Below are 25004 nucleotides of genomic sequence, written 5' to 3'. Positions count from 1 at the left end.
ATTTGGGTCATCGCGGTTAAGGCCTCTGCGCCTCCACACAGACCTCCCGCAACCACGCGATAAACGCACCTCGCGCCTCGTCGGGCTCCGCCACGCGGTGCCAGCACAGGTGATAGGCATACGCCGGTTCCGCTTCGATCGCAAACAGCTTGATCAGCTTGCCGTTCTGCAGATGCCGCCGCGCAAGACTCCGCCGCACCAGCGCCACCCCATGACCATTCAGCGCCGCCTCCATCAACATGCCGAGGTCCATCAGCCGATGGCCGTCCGTCGGTTCGGCGGTATCGCCCTGCCCCGTCTCGGTGCGGGCGGCGCGCATCCATGGCCCCCAAGGCTCGAGCGGACAGCGCAGCAGGATCGCGCGGCGAATCATGTCGGCCGGCGAGTCGAAACGAATCTGCGCGAGGTAAGCAGGACTCGCCACGGGAAAAACGGTCTCGCTGGTGAGGCGCTCACTGTCCACGCCCTCGAAGCGTCCGTCACCGAAGCGCACTTCCACATCCCAACCCGGCGCCGTGATGTCGAGATACGGGATGGACGGCATCAGCTCGAGTTCGATGTCCGGATACCGCTGAGTGAAAGCATGCAGGTGCGGGACGAGAAGATCGCGCCCGAACGTCGGTGGCGTGGCGACACGCAGCCGTCGACGTGATGATGAATCGCGGCGGTGATACGCGGAGCGCGTCAGCAGACCGAGCGCGACGTTGACCTGCTCGAGGTATTCGCGGCCGATAGCGGTGGGCTCGACGCCGCGGCCTGTACGCGAAAGCATCTTTACACCGAGTAGGGACTCGAGTCCGGCGACGCGTTTGGCGACGGCGCTGGGCGTGACTGCCAGCTCATAACTCGCGCGTTCGAAAGAGCCTAATCGTGCGGCGGCTTCCAGCGCCCTCAGATGCGCCGTCGAAGGCAGACGTACGTTGTTCTGCTCGAGCGAGTGCAACCGGTGATCGAGCCCGTCGTTCGACGGACGGCGTGGAAAATTCATCCGCGGGCCTCTGTTTTTCAGAAGGTCACATTAGCAGCGTACGCAAGGAATTGAAGATCAGCGCGCCCACGTTGCCAGCAGCGCTGCGACGTCGCGACGGAGCATTCGCGTCTGGAGGTCACGACGGAGTTCCAGCGGAAGTCGAAAAAGGTATCGGTGGTCCGGGAGTTCACGGCTGCGCCAGTGGCTGGTACGGCCACAACGAAAAAAGGCGCCCCCGTGAGGGACGCCTTTTCGAATAATGGTCGGGGTGGCGAGATTCGAACTCGCGACCACTACACCCCCAGCGTAGTGCGCTACCAGGCTGCGCTACACCCCGACGAGCAAACGATTGTAACAGCAACGCCGCGATCTGCGGAAGCGGGTCAGCGACGAAGCAGGGTCAGGACTTCTTCGAGCTCCAGGCGGACCTGGCGGACGATCTGGTGCGACATGCTCGCTTCCATACGGGCCTGGGGGCCCTCGAGGCGTGCGCGCGCACCGGTAATGGTGAAACCTTCGTCGTACAGCAGCGAGCGGATCTGGCGGATCATCAGCACGTCGTGACGCTGGTAGTAGCGGCGGTTGCCGCGACGCTTGACGGGCTTCAGGGCCGGAAATTCCTGCTCCCAGTAGCGAAGGACATGCGGCTTGACGCCGCAAAGCTCGCTTACTTCACCGATGGTGAAGTAGCGCTTCGCCGGGATCGCCGGAAGTTCGGTGTTATTCCCTGGATCCAGCATAGCCCTCGACTCTTACCTTGAGTTTCTGGCCAGGACGGAAGGTGACGACCCGCCGGGCAGAGATGGGAATTTCTTCGCCGGTCTTGGGATTGCGACCCGGCCGCTGATTTTTCTGACGCAGATCGAAATTGCCGAAGCCCGACAACTTGACCTGCTCGCCCCGCTCGAGAGCTTCACGAACGACTTCGAAGTACGCGTCAACGAACTCTTTGGCCTCACGCTTGTTGAGACCTACGTCGAGGAAAAGCCGCTCGGCCATTTCCGCCTTGGTCAGCGCCATCTTATCCTCGCAATCTTGCCTTGCATGTCTTCTCCAATGCCCCCACCGCTTCTGCCACACGAGCGTCGGCATCTTCGTCGGTAAGGGTGCGTGAAGCGTCCTGTAAAATCAAGCCCATAGCGAGACTCTTTCGCCCTTCGTCGATCCCTTTCCCGGCGTATCGGTCGAACAGGCGGATCTCACGCAGGACCTCGCCGAGGGCGCCACGAACGGCTGCCTCGACGGCCGACCAGGAGACGTCGTCAGGCAGTTCGACCGCGATATCGCGACGCACGGCGGGGAACCGGGCCACGCGCGCCGCGCTGGGCAGGCGTCGGGCCAGTACCGGCTCGAGGGCCAGCTCCATCACATGAACATCCGGACCGAGATCCAGGGCCTTCGCGAGTGCCGGGTGCAGGGCACCTAAGTAACCGGCCGGCAGTCCGTCGCGAAGTACGCGTGCGCCACGCCCGGGATGCAGCCAGGACGGCAGATCGTCGGTGTCGACCGACCAGCGGGCCGGCTCACCCGTGTGAGCGATCAGCGCGTCGAGGTCACCCTTGAGGTCGAAGAAGTCGACCGTGCGGGACGCTTCGCCCCACTGCTCCGCCCGTGCATTGCCTGAAGCGACGACGGCCACCCGGCCGATCTCGTCCGGGGCACCGCCCGTCGCGTGGAAGCTGCGCGCCACTTCGAACAGACGAACGCGCTCCTGCTGGCGGGCACGATTGTGACGCAGCGCTTCGACCAGACCCGGCAACAGCGAGGTACGCATGACGGCGAGGTCGGCCGACAGCGGATTGGCGAGCGGTACCCAGGCGTGATCCACGCCCCAGGTTTTCAGCAGGTCGGCACTGAGGAACGAGAGCGTGACCGCCTCGAAATAGCCACGCGCGGCCAGCTGGTCGCGCAGCGCCATCTCGCTCAGGCGCGCTTCCGGCTCGGACCGCAGGGCGATCTGACCGGCGGGGATATGGGTCGGGATGCGCTCGTAACCATGAATACGGGCGACCTCTTCGATCAGGTCCTCCTCGCGCTCGATGTCGAAGCGGCTGCTCGGTGGCGTGACTTTCCAGCCGTCCGCGATTTCCTCGACGCCCATGCCCAGCGCGGTGAAGATGCGGGTCACTTCGGCGGCGGCGACGTCGATACCGAGGATGCGACGCAGACGCGCATGACGGAGAACGACAGGCGCGTGCTCGCGCAGGTCTTCGAGTCGCTCGGCGACCGTCACCGGACCGGCCTGGCCGCCGGCAATCTGCAGCAGCAGTTCGGTGGCGCGTTCCATCGCGCGCTTCGGCAGGGCCGGGTCGACACCGCGTTCGTAGCGATGCGAGGCGTCCGTGTGGAGCCCGAGCTTGCGCGCGCGACCCATGATGGCCGACGGCGCGAAGTGCGCAGCCTCGAGAAAAATGGTGCGCGTCGCATCGGTGACGCGCGAGTCGAAACCGCCCATCACCCCGGCGACGGCAAGCGGAGCGGCCTCATCGGCGATCACGACGAACGACGGATCGAGCTTGGCTTCGCTGCCATCCAGCAGCTTCAGGGTCTCGCCCTGCCCCGCATGACGGACGACGATCGAGCCCGTCAGCTTGTCGTTGTCGAACGCATGCATCGGATGACCGAGCTCGAGCATCACGTACTGAGTGACGTCGACCACCGCGCTGATCGGACGGATACCCGCGCGGCGCAGACGCTCCGCCATCCACAACGGCGACGCCGTGCTCGCGTCGATACCTTCGATGATGCGACCGAGGTAGCGCGGCGCGTCGGCACCGGCTTCGAGACGGACCGGACGCGTGGCGCTGGCGGTGACGGCGACGTCGCCCACACCGATCGCTTTGACGCGGCTGCCGAAAAGCGCCGCCACATCGTGCGCCAGACCGTTGAGGCCGAGTACGTCCGGACGGTTCGGCGTGATCTTGAGTTCGATGCTGGCGTCGGGCAGACCGAGGTATTCCGCCAGCGGCTTGCCGACCGGCGCATCGGCCGGCAGTTCGAGCAGACCGGAGGCATCCGCATCGAGGCGAAGCTCTTTCGCCGAGCAGAGCATGCCGAACGACTCGACGCCGCGCAGCGTGGCCGCCTTGATGTGCACGTCGCCGGGCAGCGTGCTGCCGACAGTGGCCAGCGGTACGTGGATACCCGCGCGCGCGTTCGGCGCGCCGCAGACGATCTGCACCAGCTCACCCGTGCCGGCGTCGACCTTGCATACCTGCAGGCGATCGGCTTCGGGATGTTTGGTGGCTTCGACGATCCTGGCGACGACCACGCCGTCGAGACCATCACCCAACTCGGTGACTTCCTCGACTTCCAGGCCGGACATGGTGAGTGCGTGAACCAGCGCCGCGCGATCCGCGTCGATGTCGACCAGCTCGCGCAGCCAGTTTTCGGAGAATTTCATGGGAGCGACTCTCTAATCCGGAGGGCTATCAGGCGAACTGACGGAGGAAGCGCAGGTCGTTCTCGAAGAACGCGCGCAGATCGCCCACGCCGTAACGCAGCATCGCGAAACGCTCGACGCCGAGACCGAAGGCGAAACCCGTGTAGCGCTCCGGATCGATGCCGCAGTTCTTCAGCACGGTCGGGTGGACCATGCCGCAACCCAGCACTTCGAGCCAGCGCGTGGAGCCGTCTTCGGCGTCCCAGCGGATGTCCACTTCGGCCGAGGGCTCGGTGAAGGGGAAGTAGCTCGGACGGAAGCGCATCTCGAAATCGCGCTCGAAGAACGCGCGAATGAATTCAGCCAGGGTGCCCTTCAGGTCGGCGAAGCTGGAGGTCTCGTCGACCAGCAGACCTTCGATCTGGTGGAACATCGGCGAATGGGTCTGGTCGGAATCGCTGCGATAGACCTTGCCCGGGGCGATGATGCGGATCGGCGGCTGGCGCCCCTGCATCGAACGGATCTGCACCGGCGAGGTATGCGTACGCAGCAGGCGACCGTCGCCGAAATAGAAGGTGTCGTGCATCGCGCGCGCGGGATGATGCGGCGGGAAGTTCAGCGCCTCGAAGTTATGCCAGTCGTCCTCGATCTCGGGACCGTCGGCACGCTGGTAACCGAGACGACCGAAGATATCGGCGATGCGCTCGAGCGCGCGGGTGATCGGGTGGATGCCACCGTACTCGCCGTCGCGCCCCGGGAGGCTGACGTCGATTCGCTCGGAAGCGAGGCGGCGATCCAGTTCGGCCTGTTCCAGAGCCTGCTTGCGCGCGGCAATGGCGTCCGTGAGACGCTCCTTGACCCGGTTGACTTCGGCGCCACGCGCCTTGCGTTCGTCACCCGACAACTGACCCAGGGCTTTCAGCGCGGCGGTCACCGCACCGTTCTTTCCCAGCAGGGAGACACGCACGGCATCCAGCGCCTCGAGGGAGGCCGCCGACTCGATGTCGCGCAGGGAGGCGTCGATATGCTCGATCGATTCCATCGGTTTTCCTGACTTTTTCGAGGCACACAAAAAAGTGTGGGGAGAAGGCAAGGCCTTCTCCCCACGTCATCCATCTTCGCGCGATAAGACTACCGCGCGTTTAAAGCGGATTACGCAGCCAGACTGGCCTTGGCCTTCTCTGCGATCGCGCCAAACGCCTTGATGTCGTGCACGGCGAGGTCGGCGAGGACCTTACGGTCGACGGCGATCTCAGCCTTGGCCAGGCCGTTGATCAGGCGGCTGTAGGACAGACCGAACTGACGGGCGGCGGCGTTGATACGCACGATCCACAGCGCGCGGAACTGACGCTTACGCTGCTTGCGGCCGATGTAGGCGTACTGACCAGCCTTGATGACGGCCTGGTTGGCTACGCGGAAGACCTTGCGACGGGCGTTGTAATAACCCTTTGCACGGCCGAGGATTTTCTTGTGACGACGACGGGCGGTAACGCCACGCTTAACACGAGCCATGGTTCAACCCTCCCTTAGAGATACGGCAACATGCGAGCTACACCCTTGGTGTCGCACGCTTTGACGTGGTTGGGAGCGCGCAGGCCGCGCTTACGCTTGGTCGACTTCTTCGTCAGGATATGCGACTTGAAGGCGTGACCGGCTTTGAACTTGCCGGATGCGGTCTTGCGAAAACGCTTCGCTGCCGCCCGGTTGGTCTTGATCTTGGGCATCGGAATGCTCCGTATTCGGTGACTGACTGATCCGGCGGCAAGCCCTTGCGGGACAAGCACTTTCCTTCCTGCCGGGTACGGTGATTCGGCCCATCCATACGGGCCGAGCCGGCGATCATACATGAATTCAAACGAAAAAGGGCGCCGGAGCGCCCTTCTCGTTCGATCAGATCTTTTTCTTCGGTCCGATCATCATGACCATCTGGCGGCCTTCGAGGCGGGGGAAGGACTCCACCACACCGTCTTCGCCGATGTCCGTCTGGACCCGGCGGGCCAGATTCTGACCGAGGTCCTGATGGGACATTTCACGACCGCGGAAGCGGATCGTGACCTTGACCTTGTCGCCTTCTTCCAGGAATTCGCGCATCTTGCGCAGCTTGATCTGATAGTCGCCCTCGTCGGTGACGGGACGGAACTTCACTTCCTTGATCTCTACCTGCTTCTGCTTCTTCTTGGCAGCCGAGGCCTTCTTCTGGGCTTCGAACTTGAACTTGCCGTAATCCATGATCTTGCAGACCGGCGGATCGCCGTTCGGCTGGATTTCGACGAGATCCATGCCCAGCTCTTCAGCGGCCTTGATGGCGTCATCAGTCCGCATGATTCCGAGCTGCTCGCCTTCCGCGCCAAGCACGCGGACCTGCGGGACACGGATGTCTCTGTTCTTGCGATTGCCCTTGTTATCGGTCGTAGCGATACCGCTATCCTCCAGAAGAATGATCCAAATACCGGACCCCCGCTCAGCGGCGGGTCTCGGCTTCCAAACGTTCGACGAACTGGGCCACGGTCATGCTGCCGAGGTCCTCGCCGCCGCGGGTACGTACGGAGATGGTACCCGTTTCTTTCTCGCGATCACCGACCACGATCAGATAAGGCACCTTCTGCAACGTGTGCTCGCGGATTTTATATCCGACTTTTTCGTTGCGCAAATCGGAGTTTACCCTGAACCCTTGTCCGACAAGGGCTTGGGCCACGTCCTGCACGTAATCGGCCTGAGCGTCCGTAATGCTGAACGCAACTGCCTGAATGGGGGCGAGCCAGGTGGGAAGCAAGCCCGCGTGGTGCTCGATCAGGATGCCGATGAATCGCTCCATCGAGCCGACAATGGCCCGGTGCAGCATGACCGGGTGCTGGCGCTGGCTGTTCTCGTCCACGTACTCGGCGCCCAGACGCTCGGGCATCATGAAATCGACCTGCATCGTGCCCACCTGCCAGGCGCGGCCGATGGAGTCCTTCATGTGGTACTCGATCTTGGGACCGTAGAAGGCGCCCTCACCCGGCAGTTCCTCCCACTCGACGCCAGCCGCCTGCAGGGCCGCCCGCAGGGCGTGCTCGGCCTTGTCCCAGACCTCGTCGGCACCGATGCGCTTGTCGGGACGCAGGGCGATCTTCATGGCGATGTCGCTGAACCCGAAGTCCTCGTAGACCTTCATGGCCTGGGCGTGGAAGGCCGCGACTTCGCCCTCGATCTGCGCCGGGGTGCAGAAGATGTGGCCGTCGTCCTGCGTGAAGGCACGCACGCGCATGATGCCGTGCAGCGCGCCCGAGGGCTCATTGCGGTGACAGCCGCCGAACTCGCCGTAGCGGATCGGCAGGTCGCGGTAGCTGTGCAGGTTGGTGTTGAAGATCTGGATGTGGCCCGGGCAGTTCATGGGCTTCAGGGCGTACGTGCGCTTCTCCGACTCGGTGAAGAACATGTTTTCCTGATAGTTGTCCCAGTGACCGGACTTCTTCCACAGGCTGACGTCCATGATCTGCGGACCACGGACCTCCTGGTAACCGCTCTTCTTGTAAACGCCGCGGACGTACTGCTCGACGGCCTGCCAGATCGCCCACCCCTTCGGGTGCCAGAAGATCATGCCCGGCGCTTCTTCCTGCATGTGGAAGAGGTCGAGCTGCTTGCCGATGCGGCGATGGTCGCGTTTTTCGGCTTCCTCCAGTTGCAGCAGGTAGGCCTTGAGGTCCTTGTCGTTCAACCACGACGTACCGTAGATGCGCGTCAGCATCTCGTTGTTGGAATCGCCGCGCCAGTAGGCGCCGGCGACCTTCATCAGCTTGAACGCGCGGAGCTTGCCGGTGTTGGACACGTGCGGCCCGCGGCAGAGATCGGTGAACTCACCCTGCGTGTAGAGCGAAAGCTCTTCGTTCGCCGGGATGCTCTCGATGATCTGGGCTTTGTACTCTTCACCCAGACCGCGGAAGAAGGTGATCGCCTCGTCGCGGCTCTTGACCGAGCGCGTGACCGGAATCTGTTCCTTGACGATCTTTTCCATCTCGGCCTGGATGGTCTCCAGGTCGTCCGGCGTAAACGGGCGCTCGTAGGCGAAATCGTAGAAGAAACCGTTGTCGATGACCGGGCCGATCGTGACCTGCGCGCCGGGGAACAGCCGCTGCACGGCCTGACCCAGAAGGTGGGCCGTGGAGTGACGCAGGATATCCAGCGCCTCGGGGCTCTTTTCGGTGACGATCTCGAGGGCGGCGTCGTGATCGATCGTGAAGCTGGCATCGACCAGCTTGCCGTCGACCTTGCCCGCGAGGGTCGCCTTGGCGAGGCCGGCACCGATCGAGGCGGCGACGTCCTGCACGGATACGGGGTGATCGAACGGGCGCTGGCTGCCGTCGGGTAGCGTGATCTGGATCATGAATGCGAATTCCGGACAAACAAAAAGGGCGCCATGCGCCCTTCGACAATGACGAAGACGTGGCGGGGGGTCAGATTGAAGAGCGCGTAGTCCGCATGTCGCACACTCGGCCAGCGTTGCCGCGGGCCACCTCGTCGGTTGGATACCCGTAAAAGCTAGATCAGGGGCGCTGCCGTGTCAATCCGGGCGTCCGCTACAATGGGCGACTCGCTCCACTGGCAGGACATCCCCATGCGCATCCTGGTCACCGGCACCGCCGGCTTCGTCGGCTCGGCCCTCGCCGAGCGCCTCCTTGCGCGCGGCGATACCGTGCTGGGATTCGACAATCACAACGATTACTACGACCCGGGCCTGAAAGAGGCACGCGTCGCCCGTTTCGTGGATCACCCGAATTACACTCATGTCCGCGCCGACCTCGCCGGGCAGGCGGCCGTGGATAAGGCTTTCGCGGAGATCCAGCCCGAGCGCGTGGTCAACCTGGCCGCGCAGGCCGGCGTGCGTTATTCGCTGACCCACCCGCATGCTTACGCGCAGAGCAACCTGGTCGGCTTCGTCAACATCCTCGAGGCCTGCCGTCGCCACGCCGTGGGGCATCTGGTCTATGCCTCGTCCAGTTCGGTGTACGGCGCGAACCGGAAGATGCCGTTCGCCGTCGAGGATGCCGTGGACCATCCGGTCAGCCTTTACGCCGCCACCAAAAAATCCAACGAGCTGATGGCGCATACCTATAGCCATCTCTTCGGATTGCCCACGACGGGCCTGCGCTTCTTCACCGTGTATGGCCCATGGGGTCGTCCGGATATGTCGCCGATCCTCTTCGCCAACCGCATCGTGCGCGGCGAGGCGATCGACGTGTTCAATCACGGAAATCACAGCCGCGATTTCACTTACATCGACGATATCGTCGAGGGGTTGATCCGTACGCTGGACCATCCGGCGCAGCCTGACCCCACCTACGACCCCGTGGATCCGCATGCGGGAAGTTCGGCGGCTCCGTATCGCGTCTACAACCTGGGCAACGATGAGCCCGTGCAGCTGCTCGATTTCATCGGCCTGCTGGAGAAGCACCTCGGGCGGACGGTGGAGAAGCGACTGTTGCCGATGCAGCCGGGCGATGTACCGGATACCTGGGCCGACGTATCGGCGATTCGCCGGGATGTGGGTTACGCACCATCGACGTCGATCGACGAAGGGCTGCGGAAGTTCGCCGAGTGGTACAAGGACTTTTACAAGGTCGGATGATCAGATAAGACGACGCAACAGCCCGGAGGCGCGGCGGGTCTTGCGAGCGATGGCATAACCGAGGATGTCGGCCGATGCCAGCAGGGTGAATGCCTTCCGCGCCCGCGTCACACCGGTGTAGACGAGTTCGCGCGTGAGGACGGGAGACGGTTCGGGCGGCAAAGCGAGCGCGGTGTGCTCGAATTCCGAGCCCTGCGATTTGTGCACGGTCATGGCGAATACCGTATCGACGGCGGAGAGGCGGCTCGGAACCACGAAACGGATGCGCTCGCCCGCCTGCTCGTCCGCGACGGAGAACGCCACGCGCAACGCCATGGCGCCCTGCCCGTCCGGCACCCAGAGCGTCACACCCACGTCGCCGTTCATGAGGCCCAGCGCGTAGTCGTTGCGCGTCACCATGACGGGACGGCCTTCGTACCAGCCCGTGACGGCATCGATCAGGCCACGCTCGAGTAGTCCTCTGGCGATACGTTCGTTTTGTGCGTCGACGCCGGTGTCGCCATGGCGGGTAGCGCACAGCAGCTGAAAGCGCGCGTACGCCGCGAGTGCCCCGGCGCCCCACGCCTCGAAATCACCGAACGCCGCATCGAGCGCAGGCCGTCGCTTTTCGATCCAGTCCAGATAATGCCGGTATCCCGGTGCCTGCCCGCGCCCCTCGATGGCCAGGCTGGCGATGGCGGACGTCGATGGCGGAAGCATCGCGACATCACCCGACGCGGCGGAAAAACTGGCCATCGCGCCGGCCATCTCACCCCGATTTATCCCGAGCGCCAGTGCGCCGATGCCACTGTCGGCACCAAAGCGGCGACTGCGACGAAGCATGGTGACCTGCTGGTCGAGCGGCCGGGCGTCGTCTTCGACGGTCCAGGCGGTGACGTCCACACCGGCCACCTCGCTCAACCACTCGCGCGTACGCTCGTCGTAGTGCCCGCGATCGGCGCGTGCGCAGAGGTCGCCGAGGACGGCGCCCGCCTCCACCGACGAGAGCTGATCCTTGTCGCCCAGAAGAATGAGGCGCGCCTGCGGAGGCAAGGCATCGAGCGTTGCCGCCATCATTTCGAGGTCGATCATCGATGCCTCGTCGATGACGAGCACATCGAGGTGAAGCGGATTATCGGCGTCGTGGCGGAACCGCCGACTGTCCGGACGACTGCCCAGCAGACGATGCAAGGTCGTCACTTCCGCGGGGATCGCCTGCTTCACCGCCTCATCGACCCGCAACTGCTCGATCTGCAGGGCAATGGACGCGTTCAGTCGCGCCGCCGCCTTGCCTGTCGGCGCCGCCAGACGAATACGCAGGCGCGGCTGACCGGCGCGATGCGCGATCGTCTGGAGCAGCCCGAGCAAGCGGATGACCGTCGTGGTCTTGCCGGTGCCCGGCCCACCCGTGATGACGGCAAATGCGGCGCGCGCCGCGATGGCACACGCGATTTTCTGCCAGTCGGGACCGTCGTCACCGGCGGGGAACAGCCGGTCGAGTTCCCCGGCCAGATCGTCCGGGACCGCCACACGCGTCAGACGACTCATGATCGATTCGGCCACCCGCGCTTCGTCACGCCAGAAACGGCGCAGGTAGAGCAGGTGTCCATCGAGCACCAGCGGTGCGGCCGGATCGCCTTCGGGCCCCGCCACCAGCGGCGACATGGCGAGCGCGGCGTCGACGCCTGCCAGCGCGTCGCCGTCTTCCGCCCAGTCACGTACGTCGACGCAGATATGTCCGTCGCCGAGCTCGCGACTCAGCAGCGCAGCCGCCAGGAGAACCCGGCGGTCACCCTCCGGGTCCAGCGTGAGGAGAAAACGGGCGAAAGCACGGTCGACCGCCCGGAGGCGGCCTTCCGCCACCCCGGTGTCGAGCCAGCCGATGGCGTCGACCAGACTGACCTCGGTCGTCATGCGACGCCTCCTTCGAAAAGCGCATCCAGCGCGTCGATCATGGCCCGCGGCGGCCGTTCGGCGTGCACACCGTGACCTCGGCCATCCACGCCCCGCAGGTACAGGTAGACCGCTCCGCCGATGTGGGTGTCGTAGTCGTAGACGTCGCCGAGGCGCGCACGCAGCTGGCGATGCAGGGCAAGGAGATAGAGCGCGTATTGCAGTTCGTAGCGCGCGTCGAGGATGGAGCGACGCATCGCCTCGGGCGTGTATGACGATTCATCCGGCCCCAGCCAGTTGGACTTGTAATCCGCGACGTACCAGCGCCCCTCGTGTTCGACGATGAGATCGATAAAGCCCTTGAGCATGCCATTGACGCGGTCGGCGGCGAGCGCGGGACGGGCCGCGCCTTCCAACGTATGCGTCCGGACGATACGGTCCAGTGCGAGGGTATCGACACCCTTCGCCTCGAACAGGAACTCGAGTTCCGCGCGATAACGGGCGGGGTCGTCAAGCGCACCCAGCGTCAGTGAACCCCCGTCCGGCAGCGCAAGCGGCGTGGCCAGCAACACGAGCAACCAGTCGGTCAGAAGGTCGATGGCATGCAACCAGCCACGCCGCTCGCAACGACGCGCGACCATGTCGCGCAGGCGCGCGGGATCGGCGGCAATCGTGGCGAATCCTTCTTCAGCGATCCATTCGAGCAGGTCGTGGAGAAAGGTACCGGCTTCCGCGCCGCGCTCGAACCCGTGGATGCCCCCGCCCGCGACTGGGGCGGGCACCGCCATCGGCTCGGCCGTGTATTCGACGATGACGTCGTCGGTGGCCGTTTCCGGAGCGACGATCTCATCTTCCGCGTGTCGCAGCGCGCTGTAGCTTGCGATCCACCAGCGCTCCGCGCGCGAGGCGCGCGCCGTCCGTGCAGGCAGGGGACGCTCGATCCGCGAGGGCGGTGTGTAAGGACGGTCCTCGGGCGCGGGCATATAATCGACGTTGATGAAGGGCTTGCCGTCGGCAAGGCGGCGCAACAGCCCCTCGATGGCGCCGTTGTCGATTTCAGCGCCGCCCGTCAGGAGGTGCCCCAGCGCCGCCTTGTGCAGCTGGGGTTTTTTCGCCGCCTGATGACTGACCGGCGCGACGCCGACCCAGCAGGCATGGCGGGCACGCGTCAGTGCGACGTAGAGCAGGCGAAGGTCTTCCTGCAGCGCGGCGCGCTCGGCGGCGTCCTTCGCATCACGCACGGAATCACCGGCCCCTTCCTGACTGGCCGACAGCAACTCGAGCTGCGCGCCGGTGCCGTCGTGATAGCGGTAGCCCTGCCCGGCCCGGACGCCCGCGGCGGCGGAGGCGAACGGCAGGAATACCAGGGGGTACTCGAGACCTTTCGACTTGTGAATGGTGACGACCTTGACCAGATCGTCGTCGCTTTCCAGCCGGACGATCTGATCGTCCCCGGAATGCGTCGAGGTATCGGCGATACGTTCGGCCAGGTGGCGAATCAGTGCCTGCTCGCCGTCGATGGTCGACGACGCCTGCTGGAGCAACTCCGCCAGGTGGAGCAGATTGGTCAGACTTCGCTCGCCGCCCCGTTTTGAAAGCAGTCGTGCCGGCAGGTCGAAGACGTGCAGGAACCGGTGCAGCATGGCAAGCACGCCGCCACGTCGCCACGTCTCCCGCAACTCGAACAGTTGCTGGCCGCGATGCTCCCAGTGCCGCTCGTCGACGTTGAGCCGTTCCAGTTCGCCATAGCCCAGGTCGAGGCTGCGCGTGGCCAGCGCGGCGCGCATGGCCGTGTCCGATGACGGCTCCGCCACAGCCCGCAACCAGAGCACCACGTCGTGGGCTTCGATGCCTTCGAGCACGGAATCGCGATCGGAAAGGAACACGCTGCGCACATTACGCGCGGACAGCGCATCGCGGATCTCGGCCGCTTCGTTGTGACTGCGCACGAGGACGGCGATATCGGCCGGCTTCAAGGGCGTGAGCACACCCTCGCCACCGACGAACCCGCAGTCGCCGCGCTCTGCGGCCGTCAGCAGATCGACGATACGGGTAGCGCACGCACCAGCCATCTGCTCGCGATAGATCCGGACGCCTACCGGTTGTTCGTCGTCGAGCAGCCAGACCTGGAGTGCGGCGGGTGTCGCACCGTCGACGACGAAGCGCTCCGCACGGCCACGCGCCCGCACCGGCACAAAGGGCAGACCCCGGTCGGCAAAGTGGAAGGCGCCCGTCGCGTGCGCTTCCGCGTGGCCGAACACGGCGTTGACCGCCGCCACCATGCCCTCGCTGGAACGGTGGTTCGTATCCAGGCTGTAGTGTGGCGCGACCGCCTCCGCACGCGCGGCGAGATACGTCTGGATGTCGGCGCCGCGGAATGCGTAGATCGCCTGCTTGGGATCGCCGATGAGCAGCAGCCCCGTCTCTTCCCGGACAGCGTAAATGCCGCGGAATATCCGGTATTGCAGCGGGTCGGTATCCTGAAACTCGTCGATCAGCGCCAGGGGAAACTGGCGGGCGATGGTGTCGGCGACACCGGCGCCGACGTCCGATGCGAGTGCCTGATCGAGGCGCAGCAGCAGGTCGTCGAATCCGATCTGCGCGCGACGGCGCTTCTGCGCGGCGAAGCGCTCGCGCACCCAGACGAGGGCATCCGCCAGTACGAGGTGTCTGATGCTGACCTTGCCGGCCTGCCACTCCTGCCAGTGCTCCAGCGCCGCGAAAGCCGGGTGTTCCGGCCGGCTCTTGCCCTTGCCGGTGGCGCGGCCCAGGCGCGTTACCGAATAACGGGCGATATCGAAGTCGGCCCGCTCCGCGCCTTCGGCCCAGCGCCGCATGGCGGCGAGGTCGGCAGGCATGCGGTCGGGCTTGTACCAGCCGTTATGCAGAATCTTGTCGCGCACGGCATCGACGATGATGGATTCGATGCGTTCGCGATCCGCCAGCCAGCTGCGCGCGGCCTCCTCGTTCCGACGCCGGTCTTCCTCGTCCCACGCCGCGCGCTCGGCCAGCGCGGCATCGGTATCGCCACCAGGCGCGAGCACCTCACCATTGACGCGCAAGGTCGCCTCGCCACCGAACAACAGCGGTCGCAGCGCACGGGCGAGCGCATCGGGGGTACGCCACTCTTCCAGAATCGGCGCGAGCCGGGCCTCGTCGAGAGGATAGAACGCCTTGCGCCAGTAATCGCGAACGCACTCGGCGAGCAGCTCGCTTTCGTCAGGCTCGAGCGTCTGCGCGAAGGCGTGACCGCTGCCGAACGCGTGCTGCACCAGCATGCGCTGGCTCCAGCCGTGGATGGTGAAGATCGCCGCCTCGTCCATCCACTGGGCCGCGAGGTCGAGCCGACGCGCGCAGGCGCCGTGCAGATCCGGCGCGTACGCCTCCAGCAATTCGCCGAGAAAAGGCTCCGCCGCGTGTCCCGTGCGGAACGCGGCCGCGGCCTCGACGAGACGCGCCCGGATACGCTCACGCAGTTCCTGCGTCGCGGCCTCGGTAAACGTGACGACCAGAATCTGTGGTGGAAGCAAAGGCTGCGCCAGTCCGTGACCGAGCACCGCGCGCACGTAAAGCGCAGCGATCGTCCAGGTCTTGCCGGTGCCGGCGCTCGCCTCGATCAGGCGTACCCCGTCCAGGGGCATCGAGAGGGGCCGCAGGGGCTGAATATCGATGCTCACGACCGATCCACCCGCAACAGACCGAGAAGATCGCGGTAGGGCTGCAACCAGCCAGAGAAGCCCGCCTGCGCCAGGGCATCGAAGTTCGGCCAGGCACGTGTCAGATAGGGGTCGCCGTCGACTTCGCCGCGCGCGCGATCGTGTACGCCGTCATAGGCGGTTCGTGCCGCCTGCAGGGCACCGTCCTCCGGCGCGGAAAGCGCCGCGATCGCCGTGCGCGCGGCGACCGGCAAGGGCGTGCGCATGCCTTCGCGCCAGGCGTTCACCAGGGTGTGCAGCATCGCGGTGGCAGGATCGAGCGGGACGGGAGCGAGGACGATCGTCGCGTCCGGTCCGACATACCGCGTCTCGACGGCCAGACCCGCTGCCTGCGCCACGAGGTGATCGATCCAGGGCATGACCAGCCGATGCGCACGCGGGCTGCCGTCCAGATCCAGCACGTTCGACGGCGACAGGAGAAACGACGCGAGGTCGCCCTGCTCGTTCGCGCGCAGATCGGCGAGCCAGTCCTCGATGACCACGCCATCCACTTCGACACGAATCTCGCGTTTACCGGCATCGACCGGCCATGCGCGGCGCTCGGTGACGAACCTGCCGAAGACCGCGGAAGCCGCCGCCGTCAGATCCCTGCGCACGGGCGCGGCAAAAGCGCCCATCGGCAACAGGCCGCTGCGTTGAAGACGCGACGCGGCGGCATCGATCGCACCCGTGGCGTCACGCTCGTCGTGGAGGGCTGCACGCAACAACGTATCGGTCATGCCGAAGCGACCGAGCGCATCGACCGCAAACGGCTCCAGGTCATCGCCCGCGACGTCCGCCAGTTCGAACCGCACGCCGAGCCTTGCCTGGAAAAACTCTCTGACGGGATGACGAAGAAACCGGCGAAGCACCGCCAGGCCGACCGGACGCTCGACCGCCAGAGCGGGAAGTTCGACATGGTCCGCATGCGGCGCCGCATCGTGCGCCTGACGCCATTCGCTGGCGTAGGTGAACAACCGCGCATCGCCCTCGCGAAAGTAGGCGCGACTGAACGGCTGCAGCGGGTGCTCGACGGAAAGCCGGTTCAGCAGGGTCTCCCCGACGGACGACGCGCGCCAGGCCGTGGCCAGGTAGTCGCGCAGCTGGCCCACCAGCACCGAGGGCGCGCGCTCGCTGTTGTCGCGGGCGCTGCGCGCCACCCAACCGATGTGCAACGCATCGCGTGCCGAAAGCAACGCTTCGAGAAACAGGTAACGATCGTCCTCGCGCCGCGACCGGTCGCCGGGGCGCCAGGCGCCGGCGCGCGACATCAGGTCGAAGTCCATCGGCGGCCGCGCGCGCGGGTAGTCGCCGTCGTTCATGCCGAGCAGACAGACCACGCGAAACGGAATGGCGCGCATCGGCATCAGGGTGCCGAAGCTCACCGCGCCAGCGAGGAATCGCTTCGACAGGCCGGCATCGTCGAATTGCCCGAGCCAGGCCTCGCGAACGACGTCCACCGGGAGCGCCTCGTCGAAAGCGGCTTCGGCGCAGGCACCCTCCCATACGTCCAGGGCGTCGAGCAGGCGCTCGACAAGTTTCGCATCGTCGGCATCGGACCGGTCGAAGAAGTCGTCCAGAAGCTGGCGCAGGCGTGTGGCCCACACCGTCGGCGGTGCGGGATCCGCCATGTGACGCCAGTGACGGCCGAGCGCGTCGAGCAGGTCGGCAAGCGGGCCCACGAGCGCCGCATCGAGACCGCCCACCTCGTCGAACGGCTCGATGTCGCCCCATGCCTCGCCGGCACCGACCGCGTAGCCCAGGAGCATGCGACGCAGCCCGAACGTCCACGTGTTCTGCCCGAGCGCCGGCAAACCCAGTGAACCACGCTGGGCGGCGTCCAGTCCCCAGCGAATCCCCGCGCCCTCGATCCAGCGGTGAAGCAACGGCAGGTGGTCTTCCTTCAATCCGAAACGGCGACGCACCGACGGAACGTCGAGCAGGTCGGCCATCTCCCCTGCCGCGAAGCGCGACTCGGTCATGCCCATGAGCATGTCGAGCGCCATCACGAGGGGAACGGTGCCGCGCGCCGCCCGATCGGCGACGCTGAAGGGTATGAAGCGCGGATCGTCGCGAGGCACGCGCCCGAAGACCGCATCGATATGCGGGCCATAGGTTTCGATGTCGGGCACCATCACGATGACGTCGCGGGGCAGAATGGGATCGCCCCGGTCCGCCGACGCCTCGAAACGCGCGAGCAGCTGATCGTGAAGGATCTCCACTTCGCGCTGGGGACCGTGAGCGAGATGGAAAACGATGGACGTGTCGTCCGTCGCGACGGGCCGCGGTTCGGCCGGTAGCGGCTCGAGGTCGAGAATCGCTGCCTGCACCTGGCCGAGCAAGGTGTCGGAGGCAGGCTCGGCGAACAGGTCGATCCGCTGATCCCATGCCGTGAAGCGCTCACGGTAACTTTCGGGATGATCGAATTCATCAAGGAGACGAATGTAATCCCGGCCCTGCTTGCCCCAGGCCGCCAGCAGCGGATTGGCATAGAGATGCATGTCGGCGTCGGACGGCAGAGCCGGCATGCCCGGCTTCGCTTCCTGCCGGCGACGCTCGGCGCGAAGGAGCTCGCGGTCGTCGACGATATCGGCCCAGTAGTGCCGACAGGGGTTCATGACCACGAGAACGACCTGCGACCAACGCGCCAATGCGGAAAGCGCTTCGAGCGTCTGTCGCGGCAGCGTGGACATGCCGAATACGACGATGCGCCGCGGAAGCGCCGAAGGCCTCTCGCTCGCGGCGGCCACGGCGCGCAGGAATCGCTCATGCACCGCGGCGCGATGACCGTCGGCCTCCCCGGGCCCTACATCGTCGAGCAGGCGACGCCAGAGCAGGGCCTGCCACCGATCGCCCTCGGCCATTGCCGGCGCCGCGCCACGCGCGTCACGCAGCACATCGCGTCCAGCGGCCCAGTCGTCGAGCCAGTCGGCGCGATACACCTGATAGCCGTCATAGAGATCGGCGAGTCGCTCGGCGAGCTGGTGGCATTTGCGCGCGTCGCCATCCGAACCAAGGAATGCGGCCAGGGGCGCGAACCCGTCCTCGCCCGCCAGCGACGGCAGCAGCCGCATCAGTCGCCAGACGAGCCGCGACTTGTCGAACGGCGATTCGGGCGGTACCGCGTCCTTGCCGAGCACGGCGCGATACGCCACCCATAGGAAACGACCCGGCAACTGCACGTTGACGGCGGCGGCGATTCCGAGGCCGCCGTCTTCGACCGCGCGCGCCAGCGCCAGACGGAACCACTGCGCGATACCGTTGGACTGGACGAGGACCCACTCGTCTTCCAGTGGTCGCAACGGTGCACGGCGAAGCCACGCGACCAGAACGTCACGCAGCTCTTCCAGTCGGTTGCCATGCAGGACCATGAGGCCCGGGGCGACGTCGTTCCCTGCGCTCAAGGTCGGACTCCGGTGAACAAGGGGGCGGCACGAAAGCTCAGAACGGTTTCCCGACCACGAGGTAGACGATGCCGAGCAGGACGAGCACAGGCAGTTCGTTGAAGATGCGCAGCGTTCTGGACGGCGGCAACGCCCCGCCCGCCATGCTCCGCTTCAGGAGACGCCCCGACCAGATGTAATACGCCAGCATGACGGCGACCAGCGCGAGCTTGGCGTGCAGCCAGGCGCCGTAGATATGAAAATAGAACCACAGCACGAGCCCGAAGAGAACGGCCATGCCAAACATGCCGTGGCCGAACTTATAGAGCCGCCGACCCATCAGCTCGAGCCGCGCTTTTACAGCCGGCTCGTTGCCCGCCTCGACGATGTTGATCAGGATTCGGGGCAGGTAGAACACCGTCGCCATCCAGGCGATGACGAAGACGATGTGCAGGGATTTGATCAGCAGGTAGCCCACGGATGCCGCTCCACTGGAAATAGTGTGAGTGTAGCGACTCTCCGTCGCGCCGACCGGCGGCGTGAGGACGCATCGATGCCACGACACTTATGCCCATAAGCCCTGGAACCGACGGGCCGCGCCGGGAAGTGCCGCAGGCGTCGCACGCGATCGCGAGGATCCGGAAAACAGGCACAAAAAAAAGAGCCTCAGGCTCCTTTTTTCAGCTTCTTCGTGCCACTTCCACAAAAGAAAGTGGTGGGCGGTACAAGGATCGAACTTGTGACCCCTACCATGTCAAGGTAGTGCTCTACCGCTGAGCTAACCGCCCGAAGAGCTGCGCAGTTTACCGACGCCCGCACGCGTCTGCAAGAGGTTCGGGTGAAATATTTCACCCGAACCTTTCCGGCGGCTCAGCGCAGGGCGCGCTCACGCAGCTTGTGGATCTCATCGCGGAGCTTACCCGCCTCCTCGAACTCGAGGTTCTGGGCGTGCTTGTACATGCGGGTCTCCAGCTTCTTGATCGTGGAGCCCACCTGCTCCGGCGTCAGCGAACTGTAGTCGGCCTGTTCCTCGGCGACCTTCTTCGCTTCCTTGCCCTTGCGCCCCTTACCGCCTCGCGAGCCCAGATCGGAGCGAGCCCCCTCCATGATGTCCGCGATGCGGCGGACGACTGTCGTCGGGGTAATGCCATTGGCCGTGTTGTACTCGATCTGCTTTTCCCGGCGGCGGGCCGTTTCCTCCATCGCTTCCTTCATCGACCCCGTGATGGTGTCGCCATAAAGGATGGCCTTGCCACGCACGTTACGGGCTGCCCGGCCGATGGTCTGAATCAGCGAACGGTTCGAGCGCAGGAAACCCTCCTTGTCCGCATCCAGAATCGCCACCAGCGAGACCTCGGGCATGTCGAGGCCCTCACGAAGCAGGTTGATGCCTACCAGCACATCGAACTCACCCAGACGCAGGTCACGGATGATCTCCGTGCGCTCGACCGTATCGATATCGGCATGCAGATAGCGCACGCGCACGTCGTGCTCGGACAGGTAGTCGGTCAGGTTTTCCGCCATGCGCTTGGTCAGGGTGGTCACCAGCACCCGGTCGCCCATCGCCACGCGCTTGTGAATCTCACCAAGCAGATCGTCGACCTGGGTGCGAACCGGACGCACCTCGACCTCGGGATCGATCAGGCCCGTCGGACGGACGACCAGCTCGACGATGTTGTCGTCGGAGCGATCGAGCTCGTACTTCGCGGGTGTCGCCGATACGTAGATCGCACGCGGCGCCCTGCGCTCCCACTCCTCGAAACGCAGCGGACGGTTGTCCATCGCCGACGGCAGACGGAAGCCGAATTCCACAAGGGTTTCCTTCCGCGAGCGGTCGCCCTTGTACATGGCGCCCAGCTGCGGCACGGTGACGTGCGACTCGTCCACGACCATCAGCGCGTCCGGCGGCAGGTAATCGAACAGGGTCGGCGGCGGCTCGCCGGCACCCCGACGCGTCATATGCCTGGAATAGTTCTCGATGCCCTGACAGAACCCGACCTCCGCCATCATTTCGAGGTCGAACCGCGTGCGCTGCTCCAGCCGCTGCGCCTCGACGAGCTTGTTGTCCCGATACAACTGCTCCAGACGTTCCGACAGCTCGATCTTGATCGTCTCCATCGCGTTGAGCACGCTCTGGCGGGTGCTGGCGTAATGCGTCTTCGGATAGACGGTGTAGCGAGGCACCTTGCGCAGCACTTCACCCGTCAGAGGGTCGAAAAGCGAGAGGTTCTCCACGTCGCCATCGAACAGCTCGATGCGCAGTGCCTCCGCTTCCGATTCCGCCGGAAACACATCGATCACCTCGCCCCGCACGCGATACGTACCGCGCCGCAACTCCATTTCATTGCGCACGTACTGCAGCTCGGTCAGCTGCTTGATGAGCGCACGCTGGGCGATATGCTCACCACGCGACAGGATCAACCGGAGGCTCATGTAGTCCTCGGGGTCACCCAGACCGTAGATCGCCGACACCGTCGCCACGATCAGTGAATCGCGGCGTGAAAGCAGCGCCTTCGTCGCGGCCAGCCGCATCTGCTCGATGTGGTCATTGATGCTCGAGTCCTTCTCGATGAAGGTGTCCGAGGCAACCACGTAGGCTTCCGGCTGGTAGTAGTCGTAGTAGCTGACGAAATACTCCACGGCGTTATGCGGGAAGAACTCCTTGAACTCACCGTACAGCTGCGCCGCCAGCGTCTTGTTCGGCGCCAGCACGATGGTCGGCTTCTGAATCTGCTCGACCACGTTGGCGATCGTGTAGGTCTTGCCTGAGCCCGTCACGCCGAGCAGGGTCTGCGCGGCCAGGCCGGACTCGAAACCCTCGGTCAGGCGACGAATGGCCTCGGGCTGGTCGCCGGAGGGCTTGTACGGGGAAACGAGCTGAAAGCGATCGGTCATGGCTGACGATATGCTGGTTCGGAGGTCGAGTTTAAAGCTCCAGCGCCTACACGACGTGACGTCTTCCCCCTACAGCTGACAGCAGGTGTCAGCAGTCACGATCAGGCGCCCCCCTCCCGGACGCGAGCCGCCATGCCTCCCTGGCCCCCAAAGGGTTTCACCCTGCCGGAACTGATGACCGTCCTGGCCGTGACCGCCGTGCTTGCCGTGGCCGCGATATGCGGTGCCGGGGAGGCCATCGGGCGATATCAGCTCAGGGCGACCGGGGATGCCCTTTTCGGTTCTCTGGAGCGGGCCAGGGCCACCGCCATCCGCCGCGGACATTCCACCCGTGTGTGCGCCAGTGCGGATGGGCGGACCTGTTCGTCCGCTTCGGGCTGGAATCATGGCTGGATTTCACGCGACCGGGATGTCCTCGCTCTTTTCGACGCGTCCGACGTTGTCCCAGCGCGCATCGCATCCGCCCGACACGGCAAGCCGCCCGTGATCGACTTTCAGCCGGATGGAAGCGCTGGCGGCGGCAACCAGCGGATCACCCTCTGCCTGCGCGGCAAGCCGCAGACAGCGCTCAGCATCGTCATATCCAATGCGGGTCGCGTCCGGCGCGACACCGCTCCGTCGGACGATGCCACCGCCTGCTCCCGCCGTCCTTCACGAAATGCTTAGAGACGCTTGACAGCCCCCACCGTTATCAACAAAATACGTGGCTCCCCGCCCGAATAGCTCAGCCGGTTAGAGCACTTGACTGTTAATCAGGGGGTCGTTGGTTCGAGTCCAACTTCGGGCGCCAGGTTTTGAAAGGGTCTGCAGCGATGCAGGCCCTTTTCTTTTGTCGGCACGATGTTCGCCTACGGACAAGCGAAAGCTGCGCACCTATAGTCGGGTCTCGCACACACACAAGGAGAGCGCGCGGACATGGACACCTTTGCCAACGACCGGAATGCAGCCGCGAATGGCGAGTCGACCACCTCCCGAGGTCCATTCCTGACCGACAACACCGCAACGTCCATCCTGCTCCAGATCAAGGATGCGATTCCGCGCATCGAGACCGAGCTCAGATACCTGAAAGATCTGGCAGCGGCGACGAAAAAAGACGTTGACGATCTGAAAACGTGGAAATCGCTGATTTTGGGTGGCGCCGGACTTCTGGCCATGCTGTTCGGGCTCTACAAAGCAGCATCCGGCTCCATCCACGTCACATTCGGAGATACGCCACCGGTCGCCGCGATGGTTCGGAACGTCTCTTAAGCGTCGGCGCGCCCGACGCCGACTTCGATAAGGCGATTGCACAGGGCGCTTCGGCCATTCGTCCCATGGAGGAAAAGCCCTGGGGTCAGCGCGTCGGCCATCTGCGTGACCTCAACGGCGTGATCGTCGAGATCTGCTCGCCCATGGGTGCCTGACCGGGCACGACGCGCTTAAAGCGCCATCCCGCCAGCGACCTCGATGCGCTGCCCGTTGACCCAGCGATTCTCGTCACCGAGCAGCGCGGCGATCATCTCGCCGATATCGTCCGGCTGCCCGATCCGCGCAAGCGCCGTGTTCGCGATCACCATCTTCTGCACCTCGGGGTTGTCGCGAACCATGCCGCCGCTGAAGTCCGTCGCGATGGCGCCGGGAGCCACCGCGTTCACGTTGATACCGCGCGGACCCAGCTCCTTGGCCATGTACCGTGTCAGTGACTCGACAGCGGCTTTCATTGCGCCGTAGGCGGCCGTCGGTGCCGCCGAGACGCGTGCCAGGCCGGACGACAGGTTGACGATGCGTCCACCGTCGCGAATCAGCGGCAGCAAGGTCTGCGAGAGCAGGAACGTGCCTTTGAAATGGACGTTGAACACCGCATCCAGTTCGGCCTCCGTGGTCTCGGCAAACGCCTTGTGCAACGAGATGCCCGCGTTGTTGACGAGGTAGTCGAAGCGATCGGCGCCCAGGGACGACAGCGTCGAAGCCAGCTCGGTTGCGAAGGCGCCGAAGGACGACGCCACTCCCACGTCGAGCGGGAGCGCCATGGCCCGCGAACCGAGGTCGGCGACAGCGGCGACCACGGCCTCGGCATCCGCTCGACGGCTCTGGTAGGTGAACACGCTGTCGACGCCGCGCCTGGCAAGGGCGAGCACGGTCGCACGACCCAGGCCACGGCTGCCGCCGGTCACCACCGCGATACGGCGGGCACTGTTATTGTCTTTTGAAGTCATGACGCCATGTCCATCAGGGAAAGAGTCATCACAGCTTAGGCAGACGGGGCGTTGCCCTGAATGCCGGAACCCACCCGCTTCCTGCCCGATCCTGCACGACGATTCCGGAGCCCCCATGCTTGCAGCCCTGCGCGACGCGATTCTTCACCAGACCGATCGCGCCATCGGGCAAAGCCCTCTGTCGACGGGCGTACCGGGCCTTACGTTGCTACGCTCGCCTCACGAGAAGATGCCCGCCCTGCTGATCTACAAGCCCGCGCTCTGCATCGTCGCCCAGGGGTCCAAATGGGCGCTGTTCGGCGACCGCCACATCGAGTACGGCGCGGGACAGGCGCTGGTGGTCAGTGTGGAAACACCCGCTCTCGGGCGCGTTACCGCCGCCAGTCCGGACGAGCCGTACCTGGGCGCCATCGTGGAATTCGATCTGGGGATCCTGCGCGACGTCCTCGTGGCCATCCAGCCGCCGGATGACGTCGATGACGCGGAAGCGGGCGTCTTCGTTGCCGACCTGGACCGCGGAATCGGCGACTGCGTCACCCGGCTCATCCGCCTCATGGACACCCCCGCAGCCATCCCCGTGCTCTATCCGGCCATCATGCGCGAGCTCAGTTACTGGCTGCTCGCAGGGCCACAGGGTGGCGCCATCGCACGACTCGCATTGGCCAACGAGCATCAGGCCTCGATCATCGGCGCGATCCACGCACTGCGCGACCGCTACGCGGAAACGGTCAGTGTCGACGACCTCGCCGATATTGCGCGAATGAGCGCGTCCGCGTTCCATCGACAATTCAAGCGCATGACCTCGATGACACCGTTGCAGTACCAGAAGCAGCTGCGGTTGTTCGAGGCGCGACGGCTGATGCTCGCCGAAAACAGCAATGTGGAAACCACCGCGTACCGCGTCGGCTACGAAAGCGCTTCACAGTTCAGCCGCGAGTACGCGCGCATGTTTGGGGCGCCGCCGCGGCGCGACGTCGAGCAGCTTCGTAGCAGCGCCGCCTGACCGG

Annotated in this window: 19 protein-coding genes and 3 tRNA genes; 5 read left to right on the top strand and 17 right to left on the bottom strand. The window is 65.1% G+C overall.

What is annotated here, in order from left to right; all coding sequences use genetic code 11:
* Positions 1–16 precede the first annotated feature (16 nt).
* The 10 genes from FA87_RS05550 to thrS form a co-directional block, all read right to left on the bottom strand.
* Positions 17–988, bottom strand: coding sequence for a LysR substrate-binding domain-containing protein (locus FA87_RS05550; RefSeq protein WP_081996472.1), 972 nt, complete (start codon positions 986–988; stop codon positions 17–19).
* A 242-nt stretch (positions 989–1230) separates the two neighbouring features.
* Positions 1231–1307: transfer RNA gene (locus FA87_RS05545), tRNA-Pro, on the bottom strand.
* 46 nt (positions 1308–1353) lie between these two features.
* On the bottom strand, positions 1354–1710 hold the full coding sequence (locus FA87_RS05540) for a MerR family transcriptional regulator (protein WP_036114913.1): 357 nt from the start codon (positions 1708–1710) through the stop codon (positions 1354–1356).
* A complete protein-coding gene (ihfA, locus tag FA87_RS05535; protein WP_036114917.1) occupies positions 1691–1990 on the bottom strand; it encodes an integration host factor subunit alpha in 300 nt (99 codons plus the stop codon). Before ihfA ends, FA87_RS05540 begins: the two co-directional genes overlap by 20 nt.
* A gap of 1 nt (position 1991) precedes the next feature.
* Positions 1992–4373, bottom strand: a complete 2382-nt coding sequence (pheT, locus tag FA87_RS05530) for a phenylalanine--tRNA ligase subunit beta (RefSeq protein WP_043692942.1) — start codon at positions 4371–4373, stop codon at positions 1992–1994.
* 28 nt (positions 4374–4401) lie between these two features.
* Positions 4402–5394 carry a phenylalanine--tRNA ligase subunit alpha gene (gene pheS / locus FA87_RS05525; protein ID WP_043692939.1) on the bottom strand — a complete coding sequence of 331 codons (993 nt, stop codon included), beginning with the start codon at positions 5392–5394 and terminating at the stop codon, positions 4402–4404.
* 110 nt (positions 5395–5504) lie between these two features.
* Positions 5505–5864, bottom strand: coding sequence for a 50S ribosomal protein L20 (gene rplT, locus FA87_RS05520; protein ID WP_036114926.1), 360 nt, complete (start codon positions 5862–5864; stop codon positions 5505–5507).
* Between the two features lie 14 nt (positions 5865–5878).
* Positions 5879–6076, bottom strand: a complete 198-nt coding sequence (gene rpmI, locus FA87_RS05515) for a 50S ribosomal protein L35 (RefSeq protein WP_036114929.1) — start codon at positions 6074–6076, stop codon at positions 5879–5881.
* Between the two features lie 166 nt (positions 6077–6242).
* Positions 6243–6770, bottom strand: coding sequence for a translation initiation factor IF-3 (infC, locus tag FA87_RS05510; protein WP_303048752.1), 528 nt, complete (start codon positions 6768–6770; stop codon positions 6243–6245).
* 43 nt (positions 6771–6813) lie between these two features.
* Positions 6814–8715, bottom strand: a complete 1902-nt coding sequence (gene thrS, locus FA87_RS05505; RefSeq protein ID WP_036114935.1) for a threonine--tRNA ligase — start codon at positions 8713–8715, stop codon at positions 6814–6816.
* A 231-nt stretch (positions 8716–8946) separates the two neighbouring features.
* Here thrS and FA87_RS05500 point away from each other — a divergent pair, with 231 nt between their 5' ends.
* Positions 8947–9957, top strand: coding sequence for an NAD-dependent epimerase (locus FA87_RS05500; RefSeq protein WP_043697456.1), 1011 nt, complete (start codon positions 8947–8949; stop codon positions 9955–9957).
* Here FA87_RS05500 and recD read toward each other — a convergent pair whose 3' ends face one another.
* The 6 genes from recD to uvrB all read right to left on the bottom strand — a co-directional run bounded on the left by recD (position 9958) and on the right by uvrB (position 21802).
* Positions 9958–11850, bottom strand: coding sequence for an exodeoxyribonuclease V subunit alpha (gene recD / locus FA87_RS05495; RefSeq protein WP_036114938.1), 1893 nt, complete (start codon positions 11848–11850; stop codon positions 9958–9960).
* The gene (gene recB, locus FA87_RS05490; RefSeq protein ID WP_239708992.1) at positions 11847–15506 is read right to left on the bottom strand and encodes an exodeoxyribonuclease V subunit beta; all 3660 of its coding nucleotides are present in this window, start codon (positions 15504–15506) and stop codon (positions 11847–11849) included. Before recB ends, recD begins: the two co-directional genes overlap by 4 nt.
* Positions 15503–18928, bottom strand: a complete 3426-nt coding sequence (gene recC / locus FA87_RS05485; protein ID WP_239708991.1) for an exodeoxyribonuclease V subunit gamma — start codon at positions 18926–18928, stop codon at positions 15503–15505. Before recC ends, recB begins: the two co-directional genes overlap by 4 nt.
* A gap of 37 nt (positions 18929–18965) precedes the next feature.
* Positions 18966–19385, bottom strand: a complete 420-nt coding sequence (locus FA87_RS05480; protein ID WP_036114943.1) for a CopD family protein — start codon at positions 19383–19385, stop codon at positions 18966–18968.
* 235 nt (positions 19386–19620) lie between these two features.
* Positions 19621–19695 (bottom strand) — tRNA-Val (locus FA87_RS05475).
* An 82-nt stretch (positions 19696–19777) separates the two neighbouring features.
* A complete protein-coding gene (uvrB, locus tag FA87_RS05470) occupies positions 19778–21802 on the bottom strand; it encodes an excinuclease ABC subunit UvrB (protein WP_036114946.1) in 2025 nt (674 codons plus the stop codon).
* A gap of 132 nt (positions 21803–21934) precedes the next feature.
* Here uvrB and FA87_RS05465 point away from each other — a divergent pair, with 132 nt between their 5' ends.
* The 3 genes from FA87_RS05465 (at position 21935) to FA87_RS19755 (ending at position 23050) form a co-directional block, all read left to right on the top strand.
* A complete protein-coding gene (locus tag FA87_RS05465) occupies positions 21935–22468 on the top strand; it encodes a GspH/FimT family pseudopilin (RefSeq protein ID WP_081996471.1) in 534 nt (177 codons plus the stop codon).
* Positions 22469–22515: 47 nt separating this feature from the next.
* Positions 22516–22592 (top strand) — tRNA-Asn (locus FA87_RS05460).
* A gap of 125 nt (positions 22593–22717) precedes the next feature.
* On the top strand, positions 22718–23050 hold the full coding sequence (locus FA87_RS19755) for a hypothetical protein (protein WP_052191160.1): 333 nt from the start codon (positions 22718–22720) through the stop codon (positions 23048–23050).
* A gap of 170 nt (positions 23051–23220) precedes the next feature.
* Here the strand turns inward: FA87_RS19755 and FA87_RS05450 are convergent, their stop codons facing one another.
* Positions 23221–23997, bottom strand: coding sequence for an SDR family oxidoreductase (locus FA87_RS05450; RefSeq protein ID WP_043692934.1), 777 nt, complete (start codon positions 23995–23997; stop codon positions 23221–23223).
* Between the two features lie 115 nt (positions 23998–24112).
* On the opposite strand from FA87_RS05450, the gene FA87_RS05445 reads away from it, so the two are divergent.
* Positions 24113–25000 (top strand): AraC family transcriptional regulator, encoded by an 888-nt coding sequence (locus FA87_RS05445; protein ID WP_043692932.1) that lies wholly within the window; start codon positions 24113–24115, stop codon positions 24998–25000.
* Positions 25001–25004: the final 4 nt, after the last annotated feature.

The sequence above is a fragment of the Luteibacter sp. 9133 genome, assembly GCF_000800155.1.
In the GTDB taxonomy this organism is placed as follows: domain Bacteria; phylum Pseudomonadota; class Gammaproteobacteria; order Xanthomonadales; family Rhodanobacteraceae; genus Luteibacter; species Luteibacter mycovicinus.
The sequence above is the reverse complement of the archived record's forward strand: the minus strand, read 5'-3'. Positions and strand labels throughout refer to the sequence as shown.